The sequence below is a fragment of the Streptomyces montanus genome (assembly GCF_005786655.1).
GTDB classification, from domain to species: Bacteria; Actinomycetota; Actinomycetes; order Streptomycetales; family Streptomycetaceae; genus Streptomyces; species Streptomyces sporangiiformans.
This window is the reverse complement of the sequence record NZ_VBZC01000004.1, coordinates 29,091-50,511: the sequence shown is the minus strand read 5'-3', so window position 1 is coordinate 50,511 and position 21,421 is coordinate 29,091. Positions and strand designations below refer to the sequence as shown.

Annotated in this window: 21 protein-coding genes and 1 tRNA gene; 12 read left to right on the top strand and 10 right to left on the bottom strand. The window is 70.8% G+C overall.

Annotation, left to right across the window (positions count from 1 at the left end; translation table 11 throughout):
• Positions 1-67 precede the first annotated feature (67 nt).
• Positions 68-733 (bottom strand): HAD family hydrolase, encoded by a 666-nt coding sequence (locus tag FE633_RS04220; RefSeq protein ID WP_171059791.1) that lies wholly within the window; start codon positions 731-733, stop codon positions 68-70.
• A gap of 397 nt (positions 734-1,130) precedes the next feature.
• Here FE633_RS04220 and FE633_RS04215 point away from each other — a divergent pair, with 397 nt between their 5' ends.
• The 5 genes from FE633_RS04215 to FE633_RS04195 all read left to right on the top strand — a co-directional run bounded on the left by FE633_RS04215 (position 1,131) and on the right by FE633_RS04195 (position 7,249).
• Complete coding sequence (locus tag FE633_RS04215) at positions 1,131-1,775, top strand: HNH endonuclease family protein (protein WP_138043708.1); 645 nt, start codon at positions 1,131-1,133, stop codon at positions 1,773-1,775.
• 100 nt (positions 1,776-1,875) lie between these two features.
• Positions 1,876-3,609, top strand: a complete 1,734-nt coding sequence (locus FE633_RS04210; protein WP_138043707.1) for an alkaline phosphatase D family protein — start codon at positions 1,876-1,878, stop codon at positions 3,607-3,609.
• Between the two features lie 309 nt (positions 3,610-3,918).
• Positions 3,919-5,877, top strand: a complete 1,959-nt coding sequence (locus tag FE633_RS04205) for an FAD/NAD(P)-binding protein (RefSeq protein WP_138043706.1) — start codon at positions 3,919-3,921, stop codon at positions 5,875-5,877.
• A gap of 84 nt (positions 5,878-5,961) precedes the next feature.
• The gene (locus FE633_RS04200; RefSeq protein WP_138043705.1) at positions 5,962-6,414 is read left to right on the top strand and encodes a DoxX family protein; all 453 of its coding nucleotides are present in this window, start codon (positions 5,962-5,964) and stop codon (positions 6,412-6,414) included.
• Positions 6,415-6,628: 214 nt separating this feature from the next.
• Entirely contained in the window at positions 6,629-7,249 is a 621-nt protein-coding gene (locus FE633_RS04195; RefSeq protein WP_171059790.1) for a DedA family protein, read from the top strand.
• A gap of 90 nt (positions 7,250-7,339) precedes the next feature.
• Here the strand turns inward: FE633_RS04195 and FE633_RS04190 are convergent, their stop codons facing one another.
• On the bottom strand, positions 7,340-7,579 hold the full coding sequence (locus FE633_RS04190; protein ID WP_138043703.1) for a DUF2277 domain-containing protein: 240 nt from the start codon (positions 7,577-7,579) through the stop codon (positions 7,340-7,342).
• Between the two features lie 118 nt (positions 7,580-7,697).
• On the opposite strand from FE633_RS04190, the gene FE633_RS04185 reads away from it, so the two are divergent.
• A complete protein-coding gene (locus FE633_RS04185) occupies positions 7,698-8,468 on the top strand; it encodes an MBL fold metallo-hydrolase (protein ID WP_138043702.1) in 771 nt (256 codons plus the stop codon).
• Between the two features lie 176 nt (positions 8,469-8,644).
• Here FE633_RS04185 and FE633_RS04180 read toward each other — a convergent pair whose 3' ends face one another.
• Complete coding sequence (locus FE633_RS04180; RefSeq protein WP_119104421.1) at positions 8,645-9,001, bottom strand: YciI family protein; 357 nt, start codon at positions 8,999-9,001, stop codon at positions 8,645-8,647.
• 149 nt (positions 9,002-9,150) lie between these two features.
• Between FE633_RS04180 and FE633_RS04175 the strand changes: the two genes are divergently transcribed.
• Positions 9,151-9,510: a hypothetical protein gene (locus FE633_RS04175; RefSeq protein WP_138043701.1), complete on the top strand. Its 360-nt coding sequence runs from the start codon at positions 9,151-9,153 to the stop codon at positions 9,508-9,510.
• Positions 9,511-9,516: 6 nt separating this feature from the next.
• On the opposite strand, the gene FE633_RS04170 is transcribed toward FE633_RS04175, so the two are convergent.
• Both FE633_RS04170 and FE633_RS04165 read right to left on the bottom strand, forming a co-directional pair.
• Positions 9,517-10,080 carry a hypothetical protein gene (locus tag FE633_RS04170; protein WP_138043700.1) on the bottom strand — a complete coding sequence of 188 codons (564 nt, stop codon included), beginning with the start codon at positions 10,078-10,080 and terminating at the stop codon, positions 9,517-9,519.
• Positions 10,081-10,200: 120 nt separating this feature from the next.
• Positions 10,201-10,275: transfer RNA gene (locus FE633_RS04165), tRNA-Val, on the bottom strand.
• A gap of 286 nt (positions 10,276-10,561) precedes the next feature.
• Between FE633_RS04165 and FE633_RS04160 the strand changes: the two genes are divergently transcribed.
• The 4 genes from FE633_RS04160 to FE633_RS04145 all read left to right on the top strand — a co-directional run bounded on the left by FE633_RS04160 (position 10,562) and on the right by FE633_RS04145 (position 13,702).
• Positions 10,562-11,290, top strand: a complete 729-nt coding sequence (locus tag FE633_RS04160; protein ID WP_246113401.1) for a DUF4097 family beta strand repeat-containing protein — start codon at positions 10,562-10,564, stop codon at positions 11,288-11,290.
• A gap of 74 nt (positions 11,291-11,364) precedes the next feature.
• On the top strand, positions 11,365-12,792 hold the full coding sequence (locus FE633_RS04155; protein WP_138043699.1) for a hypothetical protein: 1,428 nt from the start codon (positions 11,365-11,367) through the stop codon (positions 12,790-12,792).
• A gap of 133 nt (positions 12,793-12,925) precedes the next feature.
• Positions 12,926-13,471 carry a DUF4383 domain-containing protein gene (locus tag FE633_RS04150; RefSeq protein ID WP_138043698.1) on the top strand — a complete coding sequence of 182 codons (546 nt, stop codon included), beginning with the start codon at positions 12,926-12,928 and terminating at the stop codon, positions 13,469-13,471.
• Between the two features lie 9 nt (positions 13,472-13,480).
• The gene (locus tag FE633_RS04145; protein WP_138043697.1) at positions 13,481-13,702 is read left to right on the top strand and encodes an FmdB family zinc ribbon protein; all 222 of its coding nucleotides are present in this window, start codon (positions 13,481-13,483) and stop codon (positions 13,700-13,702) included.
• A 108-nt stretch (positions 13,703-13,810) separates the two neighbouring features.
• On the opposite strand, the gene FE633_RS04140 is transcribed toward FE633_RS04145, so the two are convergent.
• From FE633_RS04140 to FE633_RS04130, 3 genes are read right to left on the bottom strand one after another with little or no spacing between them, the layout of a single operon-like run.
• Positions 13,811-14,614, bottom strand: coding sequence for an HAD family hydrolase (locus FE633_RS04140; RefSeq protein ID WP_138043696.1), 804 nt, complete (start codon positions 14,612-14,614; stop codon positions 13,811-13,813).
• Complete coding sequence (locus tag FE633_RS04135; protein WP_138043695.1) at positions 14,614-17,148, bottom strand: phosphoribosyltransferase; 2,535 nt, start codon at positions 17,146-17,148, stop codon at positions 14,614-14,616. The genes FE633_RS04140 and FE633_RS04135 overlap by 1 nt, the downstream gene beginning before the upstream one ends.
• A gap of 13 nt (positions 17,149-17,161) precedes the next feature.
• The gene (locus tag FE633_RS04130) at positions 17,162-18,328 is read right to left on the bottom strand and encodes an HpcH/HpaI aldolase/citrate lyase family protein (RefSeq protein ID WP_138043694.1); all 1,167 of its coding nucleotides are present in this window, start codon (positions 18,326-18,328) and stop codon (positions 17,162-17,164) included.
• 201 nt (positions 18,329-18,529) lie between these two features.
• On the opposite strand from FE633_RS04130, the gene FE633_RS04125 reads away from it, so the two are divergent.
• A complete protein-coding gene (locus tag FE633_RS04125) occupies positions 18,530-19,399 on the top strand; it encodes a TerD family protein (RefSeq protein ID WP_138043693.1) in 870 nt (289 codons plus the stop codon).
• Between the two features lie 23 nt (positions 19,400-19,422).
• Here FE633_RS04125 and FE633_RS04120 read toward each other — a convergent pair whose 3' ends face one another.
• Positions 19,423-20,160, bottom strand: a complete 738-nt coding sequence (locus tag FE633_RS04120) for a TerD family protein (protein WP_138043692.1) — start codon at positions 20,158-20,160, stop codon at positions 19,423-19,425.
• Between the two features lie 104 nt (positions 20,161-20,264).
• Positions 20,265-21,413 (bottom strand): DUF475 domain-containing protein, encoded by a 1,149-nt coding sequence (locus FE633_RS04115; RefSeq protein ID WP_138043691.1) that lies wholly within the window; start codon positions 21,411-21,413, stop codon positions 20,265-20,267.
• Positions 21,414-21,421 lie beyond the last annotated feature (8 nt).

The window sequence follows — 21,421 nt, the reverse complement described above, 5'->3', positions numbered from 1 at the left end:
CCCCGCCCCCCGCCCCCGACCCACCCACCAACCAACTCAGCAGCAGGCGCCACAACAACGACGGGCCCTACCCGATGTGCAAGCGGATCGTGCCGTCACCCAAAGCCTCGACCCGCACCTGCGTAAGGTCCCGCACCAGTGCGTCGGGCCCGTGGAACCCGGCCCGAGACCCGACCCCCACCACCCGCATCCCCGCGGAGCGCCCCGCCGCGATCCCAGCCCCCGAGTCCTCGAAGACCACGCAGTCCTCGGGCGCCACACCCAACTCGGCCGCCCCCTTCAGGAAACCCTCCGGATCCGGCTTGCTGGCGCCGACGGACTCGGCGGTCACCCGTACAGCGGGCAGCGCCAGCCCCGCGGCACGCATCCGCGCGGTGGACAGCGCCACGTCCGCTGACGTCACGAGCGCATGCGGCAGGCCATGGTCGACGAGCGCGGCCAGGAACTCCGGAGCTCCCGGAATCGCGACGACGCCATCCATGTCGACGGTCTCCTCGGCGAGCATGCGCGCGTTGTCCTCGAGGTTCCGTTCCTTCGGCCGGCCAGGCAGCAGCAGCGCCATCGACGCGTGCCCCTGCCGCCCGTGGACAACCTTCAAGACCTCGGCTCCGTCGAGCCCGTGCCGCTCGGCCCAGCGGTGCCAGATGCGCTCGACGACGGCATCGGAGTTGACGAGGGTGCCGTCCATGTCCAGCAGCAGGGCACGGGCGGTCAGCACGGTCGTGGCCGTCATCGGCATGCTCCAAGCGTGGAAGAGGGGCGCACAGCCCCCGGAGGACAAGGTGGCCCCGCCCACCGGTCAGGGGAAGCGGGCGGGAGCCACTTTGTTCCCACACGGTACAAAACAAGGACCCGACACCGCTACCACTCACGGCAACCAATTCCCCAGAAGCCCGGATCCCGCCCGATGCGGCCCGACACAACCCCGCGCAGCCGACGCAAAGATCACCTCGGCATGAACGCCCGGATAAACCCACGCAAAGGCAGGCGCGAGCTCAAAAGCCCCGCCCCAGCTCTTGTCCTGTCATGAGCACGTCACTAATTTCTCACCTGACGCACACCTCCTGGAAACACGGTGCCGCAAATATTCGCTCGCACCGTCAACTTCCCCACATCCCCAGGGAGTTCGCATGCCCAAGGTCTACGCGCGTCGACGGCTCAGCATACTAGCCGCCGCCAGCGGTCTGATAGCCATGGTCGGGCTCTTCAACGGTCCGACCGCCTCCGCCGCCCTGCCCACCCCGGTCAGCGCCGCCACCGCCCGCACCTACCTCGCCTCGCTCACCGTGGCTGCCGAGGACCGCACCGGCTACGACCGCGATCTGTTCCCGCACTGGATCACCATCAGCGGGGCCTGCAACACCCGTGAGACGGTTCTGAAGCGCGACGGCACGAACGTCGTCACCAACTCCTCCTGCTCGGCCACCAGCGGCAGTTGGTACTCGGTCTACGACGGCGCGACCTGGTCCGCCGCCGCCGACCTGGACATCGACCACCTCGTCCCGCTGGCCGAGGCGTGGGACTCCGGCGCCGACAGCTGGACCACCTCCCGGCGCCAGGCCTTCGCCAACGACCTGACCCGCCCGCAGCTCATCGCCGTCACGGACAACGTGAACCAGGCGAAGGGCGACCAGGACCCGGCCACCTGGATGCCGTCCCGGACCGCGTACGCCTGCACATACGTCCGCGCCTGGGTCCAGGTGAAGTACTACTACAACCTCTCGGTCGACTCCGCGGAGAAGAGCAAGCTGACCTCGGTGCTGAACGGCTGCTGACCGGCGTTCGACGGCACCGGCCGATCATTGGTCGCACCGGGACCTCCCCAATCACCTCCGTCGTTCCGTACCGTACGGGGCGACGGAGGAAGGTGATCACGTGGCGAGGCTGCGGCTGGGACCACTTCTGAGATACGTCGACGGCTCGTCCGCGACCGTCTGGGTCGAGGCGAGCCGTCCGTGCGCCGCCGAGGTGCGCTGCGCGGACGGCGCACGCGGCGAGACCCGCACGTTCCAGGTCGCGGGCCACCACTACGCCCTGATCACGGTGACGGGCCTCTCGCCGGGCACGACGACGACGTACGAAGTGCTGCTCGACGGGACGACCGTCTGGCCGCTGCCCGGCTCCCCCTTCCCGCCCTCGGCGATACACGCCCCGGCGGACGACCACGAGAGCGTCCGCGTCGCCTTCGGCTCCTGCCGCTGGGCCGCGCCGCCCGCGGACGAGAAGGACCCGGTAGGCCCCGACGCGCTGGACACCCTCGCGGCCCGTATCGCCGGGGACCCGGACGGCGAACGCCCGGACGTACTGCTGCTGCTGGGCGACCAGGTGTACGCGGACGAGGTGTCCAAGGCCACGCGCCGCTGGCTGGAGGCCCGGCGCGGGCTGACGGAACCGCCGGGCGCCGAGGTCGCGGACTACGAGGAGTACACGCGCCTCTACTACGAATCGTGGCTCGACCCCGAGATCCGCTGGCTGCTCTCCACCGTGCCCAGCTGCATGATCTTCGACGACCACGACGTCATAGACGACTGGAACACCAGCGCCGCCTGGCTCGCCGACATGCGGGCCACGCCCTGGTGGCGCGAGCGCGTAGTGAGCGGCCTGATGTCGTACTGGGTCTACCAGCACCTCGGCAACCTCGCGCCGGAGCGCCTCGCCGCCGACCCCCTGTACGCCGCCGTGCGCGCGACCCCCGACGGCACGGACGTCCTGCGCGCCTTCGCCGCCGAGGCCGACGCCGACCCCGCCTCGGTCCGCTGGAGCTACCGCCGCGACTTCGGCCGCGTACGCCTGCTCATGGTCGACACCCGCGCGGCCCGCGTCCTCGACGAGGACAACCGCGCCATGCTCGCCCCGAGCGAGATGGCGTGGCTGCGCGAGCAGGCACTGGAGGGGCGAGGCGAGGCGCGAGGAGAGGGGCGAGCGGAGGGGCAGGGCTCCACGCGCACGACTGCTCCCCACGTGCCTCGCGCTCCCCGCTCTGCAGACGCCCCCTATGACCACCTTCTGCTCGGCTCCTCGCTCCCCTGGCTGCTCCCCCACCTCGTACACGACGCCGAGGCGTGGAACGCCGCGCTGTGCCGGGGCGAGCGAGGTGCGCGGTGGGCACGGTGGGGTGAGGACCTGCGGCGCCGGGCCGACTTGGAGCACTGGGCGGCTTTCCCGACGTCGTTCGACGCGCTGGCGGAGCTGATCGCCGAGGCCGGTTCGGGGCCCGGGGCGCCGGCGACGGTGTGCGTGCTGTCCGGGGACGTGCATCACGCGTACATCGCCGAACCGTCGTGGCCGAAGGGCTCGCCGGGGCCCGACGCCCGTGTGCTGCAGCTGACCTGCTCGCCGGTCCACAACTCCATCCCGATGTCCATCAAACTCGGTTTCCACTTCGGCTGGAGCAGGGTGGGCCGGGCCCTGGGCCGCCGCTTCGCCGGCCACGGCGGCTGCCCGCGCCCGCCGGTCGACTGGCGCCGGACGGGCGGCCCCTGGTTCGGCAACCAGCTGATGACGCTGACGCTGCGCGGCCGTTCGGCACGGCTACGGCTCGACCAGGCACGGGAGGAGCGGGGCGGGAGCGCCCGACTGAGGACGGTCGTCGAGTCCGAGCTCACGTAGCCCTGCCGGTCACGGCGGTCGCCGAGCCCCCGAACTCACGCACCCCTGCCCGCGACGACAGCCGCCGGGGGCGTCAGGCCGCCGATCCACCGATCGCATACGGCATACGTCTGGTGCATACGCCTATTCCGCAGGTTGCCCGCCTATCACGCATGTTGCCCGTGATGCTCGTGATGCATCCCACACTTGGCGTCGATGATCCGGTCAGGGGCTCGGCTCCCGTGCCGCGCGACGGCATGATGAGGCGGACCATCCGCTTCCGGCGGACGGTTTGCTACCCAGCGCCCCACACGCCCGGGAGTCCCCCCTTTGTCTGCAGCGACCGCGGAACCAGCGGCGACCGCCGATTCCGCCGAGGTCTCCGTCGCCCTGGTCGGCGCCGGCCCGCGTGGCACGAGCGTCGTGGAACGCCTCTGCGCCTCCGCCCCCGAGCTCCTCACGCCCGGGACGCGTCTGACGGTCCATGTCGTCGATCCGTCGCCACCGGGCCCCGGCCGCGTCTGGCGGACCGACCAGCCGGCCGAGCTGCTGATGAACACCGTGGCCTCCCAGGTGACCCTCTTCACCGACGACAGCGTGGAGTGCGCGGGACCGATACGCCCGGGACCGAGCCTGCACGCCTGGGCCGACGGCGAGCTGGCCCCGGACGCGTACCCGACTCGCGCGCGGTACGGCCAGTACCTGGAGTGGGTGTTCGCCGAGGTCGTGCGCGGGGCGCCGCCCTCGATACGGGTCGAGGTGCACAGGGCGCGCGCGATACGCCTCGACGACGCGGCCGACGGCCACCAGACGCTCGTACTCGACGACGGCCGCACCCTGTCGGACCTGGCCGCCGTGATCCTCGCCCAGGGCCACCTGCCCACGGTCGCGGACCAGACACAGCAGCACCTCACGGAGTACGCCGACCGTCACGGACTGCGCCACATCCCGCCCGCCAACCCGGCCGACCTCGACCTCGCCCCGCTCGCCCCCGGCGAACCCGTCCTGCTGCGCGGCCTGGGCCTCAACTTCTTCGACCACATGGCCCTGCTGACAACGGCCCGCGGCGGCCGCTTCCTCCCTACGGCACAGGGCGGCCTGCGCTATGCGGCCTCGGGCCGCGAGCCCCGCCTGTACGCGGGTTCGCGCCGCGGCATCCCGTACCAGGCCCGCGGCGACAACGCGAAGGGCCCGTACGGCCGGCACACTCCCCTGGTCCTCACTCCGGACGTCATCTCCCTCTTCCGCAAACGCGCGGACTCCGGTGACGCCCCGGACTTCCTCGCCGAGATATGGCCGTTGGTGGCGAAGGAGGTGGAAACGGTCTACTACGAGACGCTGCTGGGGCGCGCCCAGGAGCCGGGCCGGCGGGGCAACCCGGCGATGCGGGCCGGCGCGGGGCGGCAGAGCTTCCGTGAGCGCTTCCTCGCCGTGCCCCACGGTGCACCCCAAGAGGCCTTCATCCTCGACGAGTTCGGCATCCCGGACGCCGAGCGCTGGTCCTGGGACCGGATTTCGCGCCCGCACGGGGGACAGGTCTTCGAAGGCCCCGGCGACTTCCGGAGCTGGCTGCTCGCGTATCTGCGCGAGGACGCCGCGCAGGCCGCTCTCGGCAACGTCGACGGCCCGCTCAAGGCGGCCCTCGACGTCCTGCGCGACCTGCGCAACGAGGTGCGGCAGATCGTCGACCACAGCGGGCTGGCGGGCGCCTCGCGCCGGGACCACCTGGACCGCTGGTACACGCCGCTCAACGCGTTCCTGTCGATCGGCCCGCCCCGGCGCCGTATCGAGGAGATGGTCGCGCTGATCGAGGCGGGCGTCCTGGAGGTGCTCGGCCCGCGGCTGGAGGTGCGGACCGAGGACGGGGCGTGGGTGGCGTACTCCCCCGACGTGCCCGGCTCGATCGTGCGGGCGACCACACTCGTCGAGGCACGGCTGCCGGAGCCGGACCTGCGGCGGACCGCCGACGACCTGCTCGCCGGGCTGCTGAAGACGGGCCGGTGCCGTCCGCACACGGTGGACGGTTACGAAACCGGAGGGCTCGACGTAACCCCGCGGCCGTATCATCTGATTGACCGTCAGGGGCGCCCGCACCCAAGGCGGTTCGTGCTCGGCGTGCCCACGGAGGGCGTGCACTGGGTGACGGCTGCCGGGGCCAGGCCGGGCGTGGATTCGGTCACGCTTTCGGACACGGATGCGGTGGCGCGAGCGGCGCTGCGGACGGCCGTAGCTACGACGAAGCCGGAGGCCGAACATTGGCCGAATGTTGAACTTGCAACCATTGATTAGCGTCACCTAACCTCGTCACTCGCTCGGTTTACGTCCCCAACGGCGGCCCCCAGGGCCGCACGCGACCGAAGGAGTTCCCCCCAAATGACCGGACGGCTCAACAGCGCCCAGCCGTACGCCATCGGCCTGTTCCGCATCGTCATCGGCCTGCTCTTCACCTGCCACGGAGCCGTATCGCTCTTCGGTGTCCTCGGCGGCATGGACGGCAAGGGCGCCACTGTCGAGACGGGCGCCTGGCCGAACTGGTACGCGGCTGTCATCGAGCTCGTCGGCGGCGCCCTGGTCCTGCTCGGCCTCGGCACGCGCTTCGCGGCGTTCATCGCCTCGGGCGCGATGGCGTACGCGTACTTCAAGGTCCACCAGCCCCAGGGCCTGTGGCCGATCGAGAACCAGGGCGAGGGCGCGGCCATGTACTGCTGGTCGATGTTCCTGTTGGTCTTCACCGGCTCGGGCGCGCTCGGCGTCGACCAGCTCTTCTCGCGCCGCACGTCTTCGGCCACCGCCGGCGAGCGCAGCTCGGAGCCCGTCGCTGCCTGACGCTGTGTCATGACACCCGCCCCCATGCGCAACCGGGGGCGGGTGCCGTCGTCTTGGTGAATATGGTGTGCCAATCAGACGATCCCCCTGTGGATCTCCCCTCTGACCCGCGGCGTACGCTGTATGGCTGTCACAGGCCGCCCCTGCCGCTCCCCCGCGACATCGCGGCATCACGGCACGGGTCGGGCCTACGGGGGAGACACAGGGAGATGTGGTGCTTGAGAGTGTGGGGGCGCTGACCGGCAGCCCATGGATCTACGCCGTGGTGGCCTTGTCCGTCCTGTTCGATGTGTTCCTGCCGGTGCTGCCGAGCGGAATCCTGGTCATCACTGCGGCGACGGCCGCCGCGGCGGGCACCGGTGCGGCGACCGGCCAGGTGCCCGAAGGCCATGTGCCCGACATCCTGTCGCTGGTCCTCTCCGCGGCCACCGCGTCGGTCCTCGGTGACCTGGTCGCGTACCGGCTGGCCTGGCGCGGCGGCAAGCGACTGGACCGTGCCATCGCCCGCTCCCGCCGCCTGACCGGCGCGCAGGAACGTCTCGGCGCGGCTCTCTCGCGCGGCGGCGGCGCCCTCGTCGTCATTGCCCGCTTCGCGCCCGCGGGCCGCTCGGTCGTCTCGCTGGGCGCGGGCGCCGCGCACCGCCGCGTCCGCGAGTTCCTGCCCTGGTCCGTCCTCGCCGGCCTGGCCTGGGCCGCGTACAGCGTCGCCCTCGGCTACTTCGGCGGCCAGTGGCTGGGCGCGACATGGCTCGCCACGGCCGTTTCGCTCGGGGCGCTGTTCGCGGCGGGCGCGGGAGCGGCGTACCTGATACGACGACCGCCGGCGGAGGCGTGACCCTACGGGGCATGACCGGCTCGGGAGCGTGACCCTCGCGGGGCGAGGCGGGGCAAGGCGTGACGGGCCGGCCGCCTGTGGCCTGCTGGGTCAGCCCGCCCGGCGGGCAGCCGCCTGCCCCTGACCCCGCACCTCGAGACCGTCCAGCAGGTCGGCCGTCGCCTGCGTGATCGCTTCGACCGCCCGGTCGAACACCTCGCGGTTGTGGGCGGCCGGGGCGCGGAAGCCGGAGACCTTGCGGACGTACTGGAGCGCGGCGGCGCGGATGTCCTCCTCGGTGGCCTCTTCGGGGAGTACGGGCGGGCGAAGGGTCTTGATGCTGCGGCACATACGTCCAGTCTCGCGCGTGACCGGGATTCGTGTAACGGGGATTCGTGTGACTGGGATTCGTTCTACGGGGTTCGTTCGTCGGGGAATAGAGGTGCCCGGCCCTCGTCTTGTGGAGGACATGACCACACTGGACATCCTGTACGTGGGCGGTCCCACGGCGGTCGTCGGCCTCGGCGGCTTACGCCTGCTGACGGACCCGACCTTCGATGAGCCCGGCGAGTATCCGATCGGCTCGCGGAAACTGGTGAAGACGGCCGGTCCGGCGGTCGCCGCCCCGGACATCGGCGCGGTCGACGCGGTCCTGCTCTCGCACGACCAGCACCCCGACAACCTCGACGCCTCGGGCCGTACGTACCTCGCGGGCGCCCCGCTGGTGCTGTCCACGGCGTCGGCGTACGAGCGCGTCGGCGCGCCGGTGCGGGCGCTGCCCTCGTGGGAGCACGTCGAACTCCCCCGCCCGGACGGCGGTTCGCTCCGTATCACCGCCGTCCCCGCGCTGCACGGCCCCGACGGCTCCGAGCCCCTCGTCGGCGAGGTCACCGGCTTCGTGCTGTCGGGCGAGGGCCTGCCCAAGGTGTACATCAGCGGGGACAACGCGTCGCTGGACGTCGTCCGCGCGACAGCGGACCGACTCGGCCCGTTCGACGTGGCGGTGCTGTTCGCGGGCGCGGCCCGCACCCCGCTGGTGCCGGACGGCCCGCTCACCCTCACCAGCGAACAGGCCGCCGAGGCCACCGAGATCCTCGGCGCCCGCCATGTCGTGCCCCTGCACTTCGAACACTGGGGCCACTTCACCGAGGACGGCCCCACCCTCACCAAGGCCTTCACCGAGGCCGAACTCGCCGACCGGCTGCACCTGTTGGAGCCGGGGGCGTCGATACGGCTGTAGGTGCGCGCCTGCGCCTTCCGTACGATGTCAAGGCCGGCAGTTCGGTGAGGACCGGCAACAGGACCACCCGGGTCGCCGCCCGAGGGAGAACCGCCTCCCCCTCGGGCGGGCGTCGCAGCGCGACCCGTTCTTCAGTGACCCGGTGTTCGGCGCGACCCGGCTTTCACCGCGACGGGTCAGCCCTCGGCGATCTCGCGGACCTCGACCGTGACGGTCCACTCCTCCGGGTGGATCTGCAGGAACCGCTTCGTCCACTCCAGGGCCTCGGCCTTGTCCTTGCACTGGGTGATGGCGTAGCCGCCGATCACTTCCTTGGACTCGGTGAACGGCCCGTCGACCTGACTGAACCGGCCCCCGGACCAGGTGACCCGGGTGCCCTCCGCGGTCGGCGTGAGCCCGGCCGTGTCCAGCATGACCCCGGCCTTGGTGATCTCCTCGAGCAGCGCGCCCATGCGCTCCTCGAACTCGGGCCCCGGCCCCTCGGCGGGCATGCTCTGCTCGTCGATACGGACCATCGTCAGAAAACGCGGCATGGTGACTCCTCGATCGAACGGACGGGGTCTCTCCCCGCCTCTCACCCAGGCGTCGAGCGGGCGACGACGGGATCGACAACCGCCCCGGAAATTCTTTTGTCCCCCCGAGAAACTCGCATCCCAAATTCGAACAGGCGTAGCATTGCCGCGTGGCTGCGACCTATGACTTCCCGAGTGACCTCCTGGCTGGTCAGGAGGAGCTGCATCAGGTCCGGGCCGAGCTTCTGGCCCTGCTGAAGCGGCTCCCCTGGTCGGTCGAGCCGCTCGACGGCTTCAGCGACGACGCCGGCTGGCGCAAGGTGGAGCGCCCCGCGTCGCCCGGCTGGTCCGCCGACGAACAGGCCGAGGTGGAGAAGCTCCGAGAGCGCGAACGCGAGCTGGCGGTCTTCGTGACCTGCCACCGCTTCTGGGCCGAGGTCGCGACCGTGGAGAAGGTGGACGCACGGATGAGCCTCAAGCACGCACACAAGACGGAAGAAGGACCTCGTGGGGACGAGGAGCCGGCGTGACGGTCGCTACCGCCTCTCCAGCGTCCACTGATCGGAGTGGCGGACGGCCAGGAAGCCTTCACCCGGAATCACGACCGTGCCGCGGATCTGGCCGCGCCGGGTCAGCTCTCTGGCTTCGCCCCCGCCTTCGGGCGTGAAGTGGAGCTCTCCGTATTCGGTGTCTCCCAGCCAGGCGAACGACACGCGGGCGCTGCCGTCGAAGTACACGAGCGTCTCGTGCTTGCCGACCAGCGTGTCCGCCAGTTTCGGCAGGTCGGCGACCTCCAACGTCCGCAGGTGCCAGCGGGAGAATCCGGTCCCCGAGGTGCGACTCGGCTTCACACGGCGGATCTCCACCCGGTTGTACCGCGCGGGCAGCAGCACCCTTCGCGCCCTCGGCCCGTAGGAATACAGCAGCTCATCGCCGTAAATCTTCCGGGTCGCCGACCGGTACAGCGCGGACACCTTGAACGAGGTGGTCAAACCACCCTTGAACTCCAGGAGCGCGGGCCCTCGCTGCCCCTCGAGGCGCGGTATCTCCACCTCGCGCCCTCGCCACCCGTTCGCCCGGAACCGCCCCTCGGCAGGCATAGCCCCTCCTCTTGGGTGGCACGGCTCAAGAGGCACGCCCGCCACCGACCGGCCGAGAAAGACCAAGGCCCAGGTCTCCGGGTGCACACCCGCCGATCTGGGCCTTTCACGTCCTGGAACTGGTGGGCACGGACGGTTTCGAACCGCCGACATCCGCCTTGTAAGGGCGGCGCTCTACCACTGAGCTACGTGCCCGGGACGAGTCGACAGCCTACATTGCCCGGGGCAGTGCCCCGCAAACCCTATCGGCCCCAAGTGAGGCGCCCAGCGCCGCCGACAACGGATACGGGGGTTTACCCCACCCCTCATTCGGGAGTGCTCCGGATCCCGCCGCGCGCCCCGTCTCCGTACGGTCGAAGAGCGTCCCAGCCATCCGTACGGTCGGGGGCGCCCGAGACAGGGGGAACCCACCGTGACCAGTCATATACGCCGTTCCAGTCGTGTTCGCCGGTCCGCTCAGGTTCGGCGTTCCGGCGCGGCCGTGGCGGCCGTCGCCGCCGTCACGCTGCTCGCCGCCGGATGCGGCGCCAGTGCCGGGGACGACGACGAACCCGAGCAGCGGTCGTTCGCGCTCAGCGGCCGCACGCTGACGGTCGACTCCGACGACTCCGCGCTCGAACTGGTCCCCGCGGACGTCGACAAGGTCGAGGTCACCCGGTGGTTCGAGGGCAGCGTCGTCGTCGGCGGCGACCCCAAGGTGACCTGGGCGATGAAGGACGACACGCTCACGCTCCGGTTGAAGTGCTCCGGAGTGATCGCCGACTGCTCGGCCAAGCACCGGATCGAGGTGCCTCGCGGCATCGCGGTCACGGTGAAGGAGCAGGACGGCAGTGTGCGGGCCCGGGGCTTCGAGAAGCCCCTCGACATCCGGACGGAAGACGGTTCCGTCCACGTCGAGGACTCCAGCGGACCCCTGAAGCTGCACACCTCCGACGGCTCGGTCACCGCGACCGAGGTCGACTCCCGGCGCGTGGACGTGAACACACAGGACGGCGCCGTACGGCTCGGCCTCGCCGCCGTACCGGACCGGATCGCCTCGCGCAGCCAGGACGGTTCCATCACCATCGGGCTGCCGGACGCGACGTACCGCGTGACGACCGAGACCGACGACGGCGGCGTGGAGGTGTCCGTGCCTCGGGACGAGCGCAGCTCGCACGTGGTGTCCGCCCACACGCAGGACGGGAAAGTCACGGTGCGTACGGCGAACTAACCGGCCCGTGTGTTCGTCCTTACCTGGTGGGAGAATGACACCGGGCAGGGCGGACCACAGCACGGGAGAGGGATGTGACGGCGACACCTTCGCAGCCGTACACGCCGTTTGTGCCATGCGCACAAGAACTACCTCGCCAACGTGCCGGTTTCGCGCCCGCGAGGTCCGTAAGGCCGCGCGGAGTCGCTCGTGACCTGCTGACCCTGGTACTCCTCCCGCTCCCGCTGCTCACGCTCACCCTGCCCGCCGCCTTCGCCGGCGGCGGCACACGGCGGTGGTTCGGCGGACGCTCCGAGAGCCAGCGGGCCGAGGCGCAGGCAGCGAAGGACGCCGCCGCGGCCGCGTTCTACGAACTCGACACCGCGCAGCGCGATCTTCGGATCTCGATCGAGACCATCACGGCCGTCGACGGCTCCCCCGCGGCCCGGCGCGCGGTCTCCGACTTCGACGCGCTGGGCCGTCGTATCGACGAGGTCAGCCACGTCTACATCAACGCGGTCGACGCCCATGACCTCGACCGCGACGACCTGGAGGCCTCCGTCGCCGCCCAGGCGCGCACGGAGCTGACCAAGGCCAAGGACGACTTGGGCCGCGTCAAGCAGGAGCTGGACCGGTTCGCCGAGGGGCTCGGCCCGCTGCTCGGCAAGGCCGAGACCCAGCTGGCCCGGCTCGCCCCGGCCGTCGAGCGCGCCCGCCAGGCCCTGCTCGCCGCGTCGAACGCACTCGACGCGGTACGGGGATCGGGACTCAAGGCCGACGATCTGGCCGCCCGGCTCGCCGCCCTCGGCCCCGAGCTGACCAGGCTCAACCAGGGCGCGGGGCAGCACGGCGTGCCGGAGACGCTGGAGCGTGCCGACCGGGTCGCGCGCGATGCCGAGGCGGTGCGTGCGGAGGCCGAGCGGCTGCCGGAGCGGGCCGCCGAGATCGACCGCCGCCTCGTCTCGCTGCGCACCCGTGCCCAGGCCCTCACCACTCGCTCCGGACAGGTCGAGCCGGTGCTCAGCGAGCTGCGGCGCCGGTTCACGATTGCCTGCTGGCAGGACCTGCAGCACGTACCGGACCAGGCCGCGGAGACCGTACGGCAGGCCGAGCAGAAGCTGACCGAGGCCCGGTCGGCCCGTGACGAGCAGCGCTGGCCGGACGCGACCTCACTGCTGTCGACGGTGCGGGCGCTGCTGAACACGACCGACGAGGCCGTGTCCGCGGCCGGCGACCGGCTGCGGCGGCTGAACGAGGTGTCGAAGGACCCCCAGCAGGAGATCGACCGCACCCGCTTCGCGATCCGCGACGCCCAGCGCCTGGCGATGGCCGGCCGCAGCACACCCGACCCGCGCCACGCCCGCCCCCTCGACGACTCGGTGGCCCGCCTGGAGCGCGCGATCGGCACGTTGGAGGGGCGCCACCCCGACTATTGGCACTTCCTCACCGAGACGGAGGCCGTACGGCGGACCGTGTCCCGCGTGGTGACGCAGATCCGCGAGGAGCGCGGGGCCGGAGCGTAAACGGCCGGCGGCCATGCCGGGGTCGGCGGAGACGCCGGGGACGGCTGAGACGCCAGGGCTGGCGATCGGGCCGGGGCGGGCGGATCCTGAAGGAACAGTCCTCAGGGAAGGGTTCTGGAGGAAGAGCCCCAGCATGCGGATGAGACTCGACGAGCATCTGCCCGTCGACCACCGCCTCAGTACGGTCTACCGGATCGGCGCGGGTCTGATGGGTCTCGTGCTGCTCGCCTTCGGCATCCTGGGTCTGGTCGACAAGGTCGGCTTCTTCGACACGGGCGGTGACAGGGTCGCCGGGCTCAACACCAACGGCGCGCTCAGCGTGCTCTCGATCTGCGTCGGGCTGCTGCTCTTCGTCGGCATGGTCATCGGCGGAAACTTCGCCTCGACGCTCAACATGGTCTTCGGCGTCCTCTTCATCCTCAGCGGGTTCGTGAACCTCGCCCTCCTGGACACGGATCTCAATATCCTCGCGTTCCACATGCAGAACGTGCTGTTCAGCTTTGTCGTCGGCCTGCTCCTGATGATCTTCGGCATGTACGGCCGCGTCACCTCGGCCCTGCCGCACGACAACCCCTACTGGCAGGCCCGCCACCCCGAACAGGCTGAACGCGAGCGTCGCCGCAGGTCGGCCCTGCGCGCCAGGGCGCTGTCCCAGGGCAAGAAGGGCCCCGCCCGGTAACCTGTGCGCATGCCTCGCTACGAATACCGCTGTCGGACCTGCGGCGACACCTTCGAGATGAGCCGCCCCATGGCCGAGTCCTCCGCCCCCACGGCCTGCCCCGCCGGCCACGACGACACGGTGAAGCTCCTGTCGACGGTCGCGGTCGGGGGCTCGGCCTCGGCGCCCGCGCCCGCCCCCCGGGCAGGCGGCGGTGGCGGCGGCTGCTGCGGTGGCGGCTGCTGCGGCTGAACCCAGCCGCCTCGACCCAGCCTCGAGAGGCGGGCTCGCGGATGTTCAGGCCTAGGGCCTGTCCGGCGGATCATGCCGGGCCGCGGGGTCTGGTCCGCCGGACAGGCCCTACCGGGCCGCCCGCAGGAACTCCCGCAGAATCCGCTCGCCGGCGGCGACACCCCGTTCCGGAAGAGCGGTGGTCGTGGGTGCCACCCACCCTGCGTCGGCGAGCTCCCCGTGGCCCGGTCGCCAGCCGCGGTCCGCGGCGAGAAGCAGGTCGGCGTCGAGCAGCGAGTCGCCGGCCGCGAGGGTGAGCTCGGCTCCGGTGCGACGGGCGATCTCGCGCATCGCGGCGCTCTTGGTGAGCGGCTGCGGTACGGCGTAGATCTTGCGGCCCTGGAGGGAGACCGTCCAGCCGCGGTTCTCGGCCCACACGGCCAGTTCCTTCACCCAGTCCTCGGGGAGCAGAGCCCGTTCGACGACGTCGTACGCGAAGAGGTCCTCGGCGACGCGGTGCTTGCGCACCCAGGCCGGGTCGGCGGTGGCCGTCATGTGCGCGCGCACCTCGGCCAGTGAGGCGCACTCGCGGGCGAGGCGCTCGGTCACCCCGGCATGCCACTGGACATCGGCGACACCGTCCACGAGGAGGTGGCCGCCGTTGGCGCAGATCGCGTACTTCGGGGCCGGGCCCGGCAGTTGGATGCGCTGGTACTGCTTGCGGGTGCGGGTCGTGGTCGGCACGAAGACGGCCGCCTCGCCGAGTTCGGTGAGCAGTCCGGCCGCGGTCTCGGTCATGTACGACAGCGGCTTGCTCTCGTGCACCTCGACGCAGAGCAGCCGGGGCGCCCGCTCGTCCGGCATGGTCAGCGCCAGGGCGGCGGCGGAGTAGATGAGCGTGCGATCGAGGTCGCTTGCCACGAGTACCGTCATCAGACCGTCACCGCCCTGCCGTCGGCGCCGGTCGCTCCGCGGGTGTACTTGGGGTGGATCAACCCGACGCAGGTGTACGGGAGTTCGGCCACCTCCTCGACGGGCACGCCCCGCTGCTCGGCGAGCAGGCGTACGTGGTCCAGGTCGGCGCCCGCTCCCGCGCGGGCGAGGATCCGCCACGGGACGCGGCGCAGCAGCACGCGGGTCGTCTCACCGACGCCGGGCTTGACGAGGTTCACGTCATTGATCCCGTACTCCTCGCTGATCCTCTCGACCGCCGCCCAGCCCTCCCAGGTGGGGCTGCGGTCCGTCGAGAGCAGCTCCTTGACCTGGGTGCCGACCGCCTCGCCGACCTCGCCGAAGCGGTCGGACACGGCGTCCAGGAAGTCGGCGGAGGCATCCGCGTCCGCGAGCTCGCGGTAGAACTTCGCGCCGTGGAAATCGTGCTCCCCGACCAGGTCCGCGCGCAGCACGGTACGTGAGATGAGCCCGGACACAGTCGAGTTGAGGCAGGCGGAGGGGATGAGGAAGTCCTCGCGGGTGCCGTAGGTGCGAACGCACGAGCCGGGGTCGGCGAGCACGGCGATCTCCGGGTCGAAGCCGGTGATGCCGTCGGAGGCCTCGAACTCCTCGATGGCCTGGGCGAGTTCGCGGGTGATGGCGCCCTTGCCCGTCCAGCCGTCCAGGAACACGACGTCGGCCGGGTCGTGGTGGGCGGCCAGCCAGCGCAGCGCGTTCGCGTCGATGCCGCGTCCGCGCACGATGGAGACGGCGTAGTGCGGGAGGTCCAGCCCGTGCCGGATCCTGGCCCAGCGGCGCATCAGGATGCCGATGGGGGTGCCCGCGCGGGCGAGCGACACGAGGACGGGTCGCGGTGACCGCTCCGCCAGCACCGTCTCCGTGACCGCGCCCACGGCCTGGGCGATGCGCGCGGCCGAGGCGTCCAGCGCGGCGCGGAACAGTTCCTGGTACTGGGCGCTCGGCTGGTACTCCACCGGCAGCGACTCCGCGTAGTGCGCGCCACCGCTCTGGATCGCCTCCTCGCGCTCCTCGGTCGGTGCCTCCAGCCGCGTGTCCGAGAGGTCCTGCAGCAGCCAGCCGACCTCGTCCGGGGCGTACGAGGAGAAGTCGGGGCCGCGGAGGGGCTCGGGCAGCATCGAGGGCCTTTCGGAGGAGTTCGGCTCGGCGGGCGCGCACGCTGGGACGTACGACGCGGACGCGGGAACGTACGAGGGGACGACGGCGAGCAGCACGCTCGGGGTGTGTGCGGCGAGCCGCGCCAGCAGGCCGTCGGGGGCGTGCAGTTCGGCGGTGTCGGCCACCGAGTCGACCACGGCGACGACGGCGTCGAAGCCGGCGCCCGCGACGTTGTAGGCGTAGCGCTCGCCGGGGCCGTCGCCGGGGGTGTCGTGGGCGGGGAAGACGAGGCGGCTGCGTATCGCGTAGCCGGGGTCGTCGAGGGCGAGCACCGGGGAACGGGTCGTCGTCGAGTAGCGGACCTCGGTGCCGTCCGGCTTCAGCTTCTCCAGCGCGACGCCGAGCCGCAGCGGCGCGTACATCAGCTCCTCGAAGCCGAGGACGAGGATGCGGCGGGCGTCTTCCGGCAGGGCGTCCGCGAGCCGCGCGGCCATCGCAGGCAGGGCGCCCTCCAGCTGTGCGCGGTGCTCGGGAGTGAAGCCGTGCCGTCCGCCGTCGGGCAGCCCTCGCGGCCAGCCGAGCTGCACGCGGGCGATCGTGCCGGGCTGAGGAAGCGGTACGGGGGCCGAGGCCGCCGTGCCGTTCTCGTGCGCCTGTTCGTGCTCGCGCTCGTGCTCGGCGACCAGGGCCTGGCCCTTGGCGAGTATGCCGTCGGGCAGTCGCACGGTGCCCGAGGCGGCCGCCACCAGGTCCACGCGAGCGCCGATCTCGCGGGCGAACTCGTCGAGGCGGCCCCGGTCCGCCGGGGAGCGCATGTCGACGAGCGCCACGATCACGTAGTGCTCGCGCGGGTAGCGCTCGTGCAGCGCGCGGATCGTGTTGAGCACGGTGTTGCCCGTGGAGAACTCGTCGTCCACGAGCACCAGCGCCCCGTCGCCCGCGAGCAGCCCGGGCTTCTCCGGCAGCAGCAGATGCGAGGTGGCGTGGGAGTGGGACTCCTCGAAGCCGCCCGCCCGCTCGACGCCCTCGACGGGGCGCCGCGTGGAGTGCAGGTAGGGCGCGAGGCCCAGGCCGTCCGCGACGGAGTGGCCGAGGCCCGTGGCCGTCTCGGCGTACCCGAGCACCACGGCCCGGCGGGCCCCGGGGACGCCGAGCAGATCACGTACGCGGCGGCCCAGCTCGTACCCGGTCTGCCAGACCCTGAGCGGGCTCTGCGGCACATGCTTGCCCAGCACGTTCGAGACGAGCAGATGCGCGCGCTTGGGATTGCGCCGCAGCGCGAGCCCCAGGAGGTCGCGCAGCTCCTCGTCGCCGACGAGTTCGACCCCGAGCCGCTCGGCGACCCAGTTCCCGCTCCACACCACGTTCTTCATCGAGTCCCTGTGTTCGGCCTTCATCAAGTCCTTGTGTTCAGCCGGGCAGCCCGGCGGCGAGCAGCTCCACGAAGCCGGTGTCCTCGTTGGCGACGCCGAAGACCTCGGCACGCTGCAGGGTGCGCTCGGCCCAGGCGCGGTGCGGCTTCACCTCGTTCATCTTGTTCGTGTACGCGGACCGCAGGACGCCCCCGCCGCCGCGCTCGGGCCGCAGGATGTCCTGGGCGTCGCTGAACTCCTCGTGGCTGACCACGGACAGGGCGTGCACGGGCAGCACGTGCGAGGGGTGGATGCAGGTCTTGCCCTGCAGTCCGTTGGCCCGGTCCAGAGCGATCTCGCGCAGCAGGCCGTCCATGTCGTGCTCGATCAGCGCGTTGCGCAGGTCCTCGGCCTCGGGGGTGAAGGGGCTGCGGCGCAGCTGCGGCTTGAACATGCGCTCCTGGACGCGGAAGTACTCCCACACGGGCCCGGTGACCGTGAACCCGGTGCCGTCGGCCCGCGCGAGTACGTTCACCACGTCGGCGATCACGGAGGCCACGATCTGCACGTCGTACGCGGTCATGTCGGGAGCCCTGCGCAGCCCGTAGGAGGAGCAGAAGTCGGTGACGCCGAGCCTGAGCGCGAGCACTCTGTCACGGTACTTGTCCACGGCGCGGAATATCCCCTCGAGGGTCCCAGCGCGCGACTCCATGTACAGCAGGTCGGGCGATTCGAGGACGGGCATGGCGAACAGACGCCGTCCGCTCGCGGCCTCGGCCGCGGTGAGTGCCTCAAGGAAGGGCACGCCCCGCTCCTCGGTGAACTTCGGCAGTACGAATCCGGACAGCAGCCGTGCCGAGGAGCCGAGCCGTGCGACGAGGCTCGGGATCTGCTCGGGGGTGCGGACGCGGATGAACAGCAGGGGCAGCTCGGTCTCCGGGCAGCGTTCGGCCAGGTCACGGAACTGCCGGATCAGGTTCTCCTCGGCTTCGGCGACGTCCGCGTCGTCGATGGAGTCCTCCAGGCACAGCACCATCGAGACGACCCCGCGCCCGGTCTGCTTGACGATGTCCTCGGCCAGCCGTGTCCTGGTCGCGGGGCTGTAGAGGGTGGCACCGAGGGCCACGGAGAGGACCGCGGCCGGGGAGTCCGCGGTGAACACGCAGGGCTCCTGGTGGAACAGGCGCTGCCGCACCTCCGGGGCGATGTGCCCGAAATGACGCATAAGACTCCCCCGAGTCGGCTAGGCGGCTGACAATATGTGGCCGGTAATAGTACGTAGAGATCCATGTCAAGAGTTCCCACTGGGCATGAAGTTCAGGTAACGCGGAAAAACCGAACCATGTCGCCCATGCACACATCCGGCCGAGTGTGTCGGGGCACCCCCGCGTTGTCGTGACCAGGACCGAGAAGGCAGGATGATCGCATGACGCACGCGATGCTGAAGGGGTCGAACGTCCCGCTGGACGCCGCCGCGGTGCGCGCCGTGCTGCGATGGGCGCCGGGGCAGGGTGTCCCGGACGTGGACGCCTCGGCGCTGCTCCTCGGGCCCGACGGTCGCGTGCGATCCGACGAGGACTTCGTCTTCTACAACCAGCCCCGGCACCCCTCGGGCAAGGTCTGGCGGCTCGGCAAGAAACGCGTCGCCGAGGGTCTCACGGACACGATTCAGTCGGATCTGGCGGCCGTTGACAATGGTGTGGGGCGAATTCTCCTTGTCGCTTCGGCCGACGGCGTCACCTTCGACCGGGTCCGCGCGCTGAGGATCCTGCTGTACGACGCCGCGCTCGCGGACGCCGAACCGCTGGCGTACTTCGACATCAAGCCGGAGACCGGCGAGGAGACCGCGCTGATCTGCGGCGAGCTGTACCGGCGTGGGGACGGCTGGAAGTTCCGGGCGCTCGGCGAGGGCTATTCGAACGGTCTGGAGGGGCTGGCGAGCGACTTCGGGATCTCGGTGGACGAGTCCGAGGCCGCGGCTCCCGAGGGTGCGGCTCCCGGCGGCTCGCTGCCACTGCCGCCGGAGCAGCCCACCGCGGTGCCCCAGCAGCCCGCCTACGGCTTTCCCGCGGAGTTTCCCACGGAGCCGGCGCGGCAGCCCGCCGCCCAGCCGGCGTACGGGTATCCGCAGCCGACCAGCCAGCCCGCCTACGGCTATCCGCAGACCGCGCCGCCCCAGCCCGCCGCCGCGGCGGCCGTGGCCGCGCAGCCCGCGTACGGCTATCCGCAGCCGGTCGCGGCACTGCCCGAACCGGAGTTCAGGCTGCCGCCGCAGGGGCCGCAGTTCCTGCGGTGAGCACTGCCCCGTAAGGGCGGTGCTCAGCGGTCGGCCTTCGACTTGTAGCCGCGGCCCCACTGGAGCCCCCAGCCGTAGAGCCGGTCGAGTTCGGCCTGGAAGCCGTACACGAACTTCACCTCGCGGCGCACCATGAGCTCGTTCTTGACGTTCTCGATCATGACCACCGCGCAGGACCGGGCCTGCGGGTGGCGCTCGTCGAGACCCACCTCGATCCGGGGGCCGTTGCTCGGGTACAGCGTGACGTGGGCGTGCGTACGGTCGAATGCGGGTGTCTGGTCGTAGATGTAGACGAAGACCAGGAGCCGCTTGATGTCGTCGCGGTGGTCGAGATTGACGAAGATCGTCTCACCCGAGCCCGAGCCGAAGCGGTCGTCGCCACTGAGTTTGACGTACGGCGCCGAGTTGAGCTCGCCGTAGAAGCCGCCCAGCGGCTGGACGACGCCCTTGGTTCCGTCCGAGAGCTCGTACAGGCAGCCCAGGTCGAGGTCGACGTTGACCATGCTCTGGGTGTGTGCCTGCACGACGTCGGGCTTGAAGGCCTGGAAGGGGTGGCGCAGCAGGCTGCCGCGCCGCCCGCCGCCTATGTCGGAGGTCCGCATCCGCCAGGACAGGTTGATGCGCAGGTTGCCGGTGGCCGCGCTCTGTTTGGTGAGCGAGACCGCCTGGTGCCGTTTGGTCAGCGCTATGGCGTTGGTCGCCGCGCTGCCCGAATCGAACTGCGTCGACTGCCCGCGCCACAGATCGTCCCAGAAGCTCATTCCGCCCCCACGCTTACCCGTTCTCCTCGACAAGTCGACGGGGCGGCCCCGAGGAACCCCTCGACGGCCGCCCCGCTACAGAGCGTTCCTCACGCGGAGCGATGTCACACCCCGGACTGGACCTCGGCCTTGTTGTCGTCCGAGGTGTCAGCTTTTCCCTCGGCGGCCGCCAGTGCCCGGTTGCGGCGTACGGAGGACCAGAACGACCAGCCGATCAGGGCGACACCGACGAGGCCGGTGATGACCTCGTGGATCTCGTACTTGATCGTGACGAGCAGGATCACGGCGAGGGCGCCGATGGCGTAGTGCGCGCCGTGCTCCAGGTAGACGTAGTCGTCGAGGGTGCCCTGGCGGACCAGGTAGACGGTGAGCGACCGGACGTACATGGCGCCGATACCGAGGCCGAGCGCCATCAGGACGATGTCGTTGGTGATGGCGAAGGCGCCGATGACGCCGTCGAAGGAGAAGGAGGCGTCCAGGACCTCGAGGTAGAGGAACATGAAGAACGCGGCCTGGCCGGCGAGCTTGACGGCCGAGACCTCCTTGCCCTTGGCCTTGGCTTGTTCCTCCTCCTCGTGCTCGCGCTCCTCCTCTTCCTCGAGTTTGTTCTCGAAGTAGCCGGAGAGGCCGCCCACCACCATGTAGGTGATCAGCCCCGCTACACCGGAGATCAGGACCGTTTGGGCCTTGTCCGCGGGGCCGGAGTGCAGGTGGGCCTCGGTCGCCAGGGTCATCGAGGTGATCAGCAGGACGATCAGCGCGATGCAGGCCGACAGCATGTCGACCTTGCCGAGCTTGGCCAGCGGGCGCTCAAGCCAGGCCAGCCACTTGATGTCGCGGTCCTCGAAGATGAAGTCGAGGAAGATCATCAGCAGGAACATGCCACCGAAGGCGGCGATCGCCGGGTGGGCGTCGGTGACCAGTTCCTTGTACTGGTTCTTGTCGGACAGCGCCAGGTCGACGGCCTCGATCGGGCCGATCTTGGCGCTGATGGCGACGATCACGACGGGGAAGACCAGTCGCATGCCGAAGACGGCGATCAGGACACCGATCGTGAGGAAGATCTTCTGCCAGAAGGCATTCATCTTCTTCAGGATCCCGGCGTTGACCACCGCGTTGTCGAAGGACAGCGAGATCTCGAGGACGGACAGGATCGCCACGACGCCGAAGCCCGTCCACCCCCCGTAGAGCACCGCCGCGACCAAGCCGAGCGCGGTGACCGCGAACGACCAGCCGAAGGTTTTCAGGACCACTGGCTACC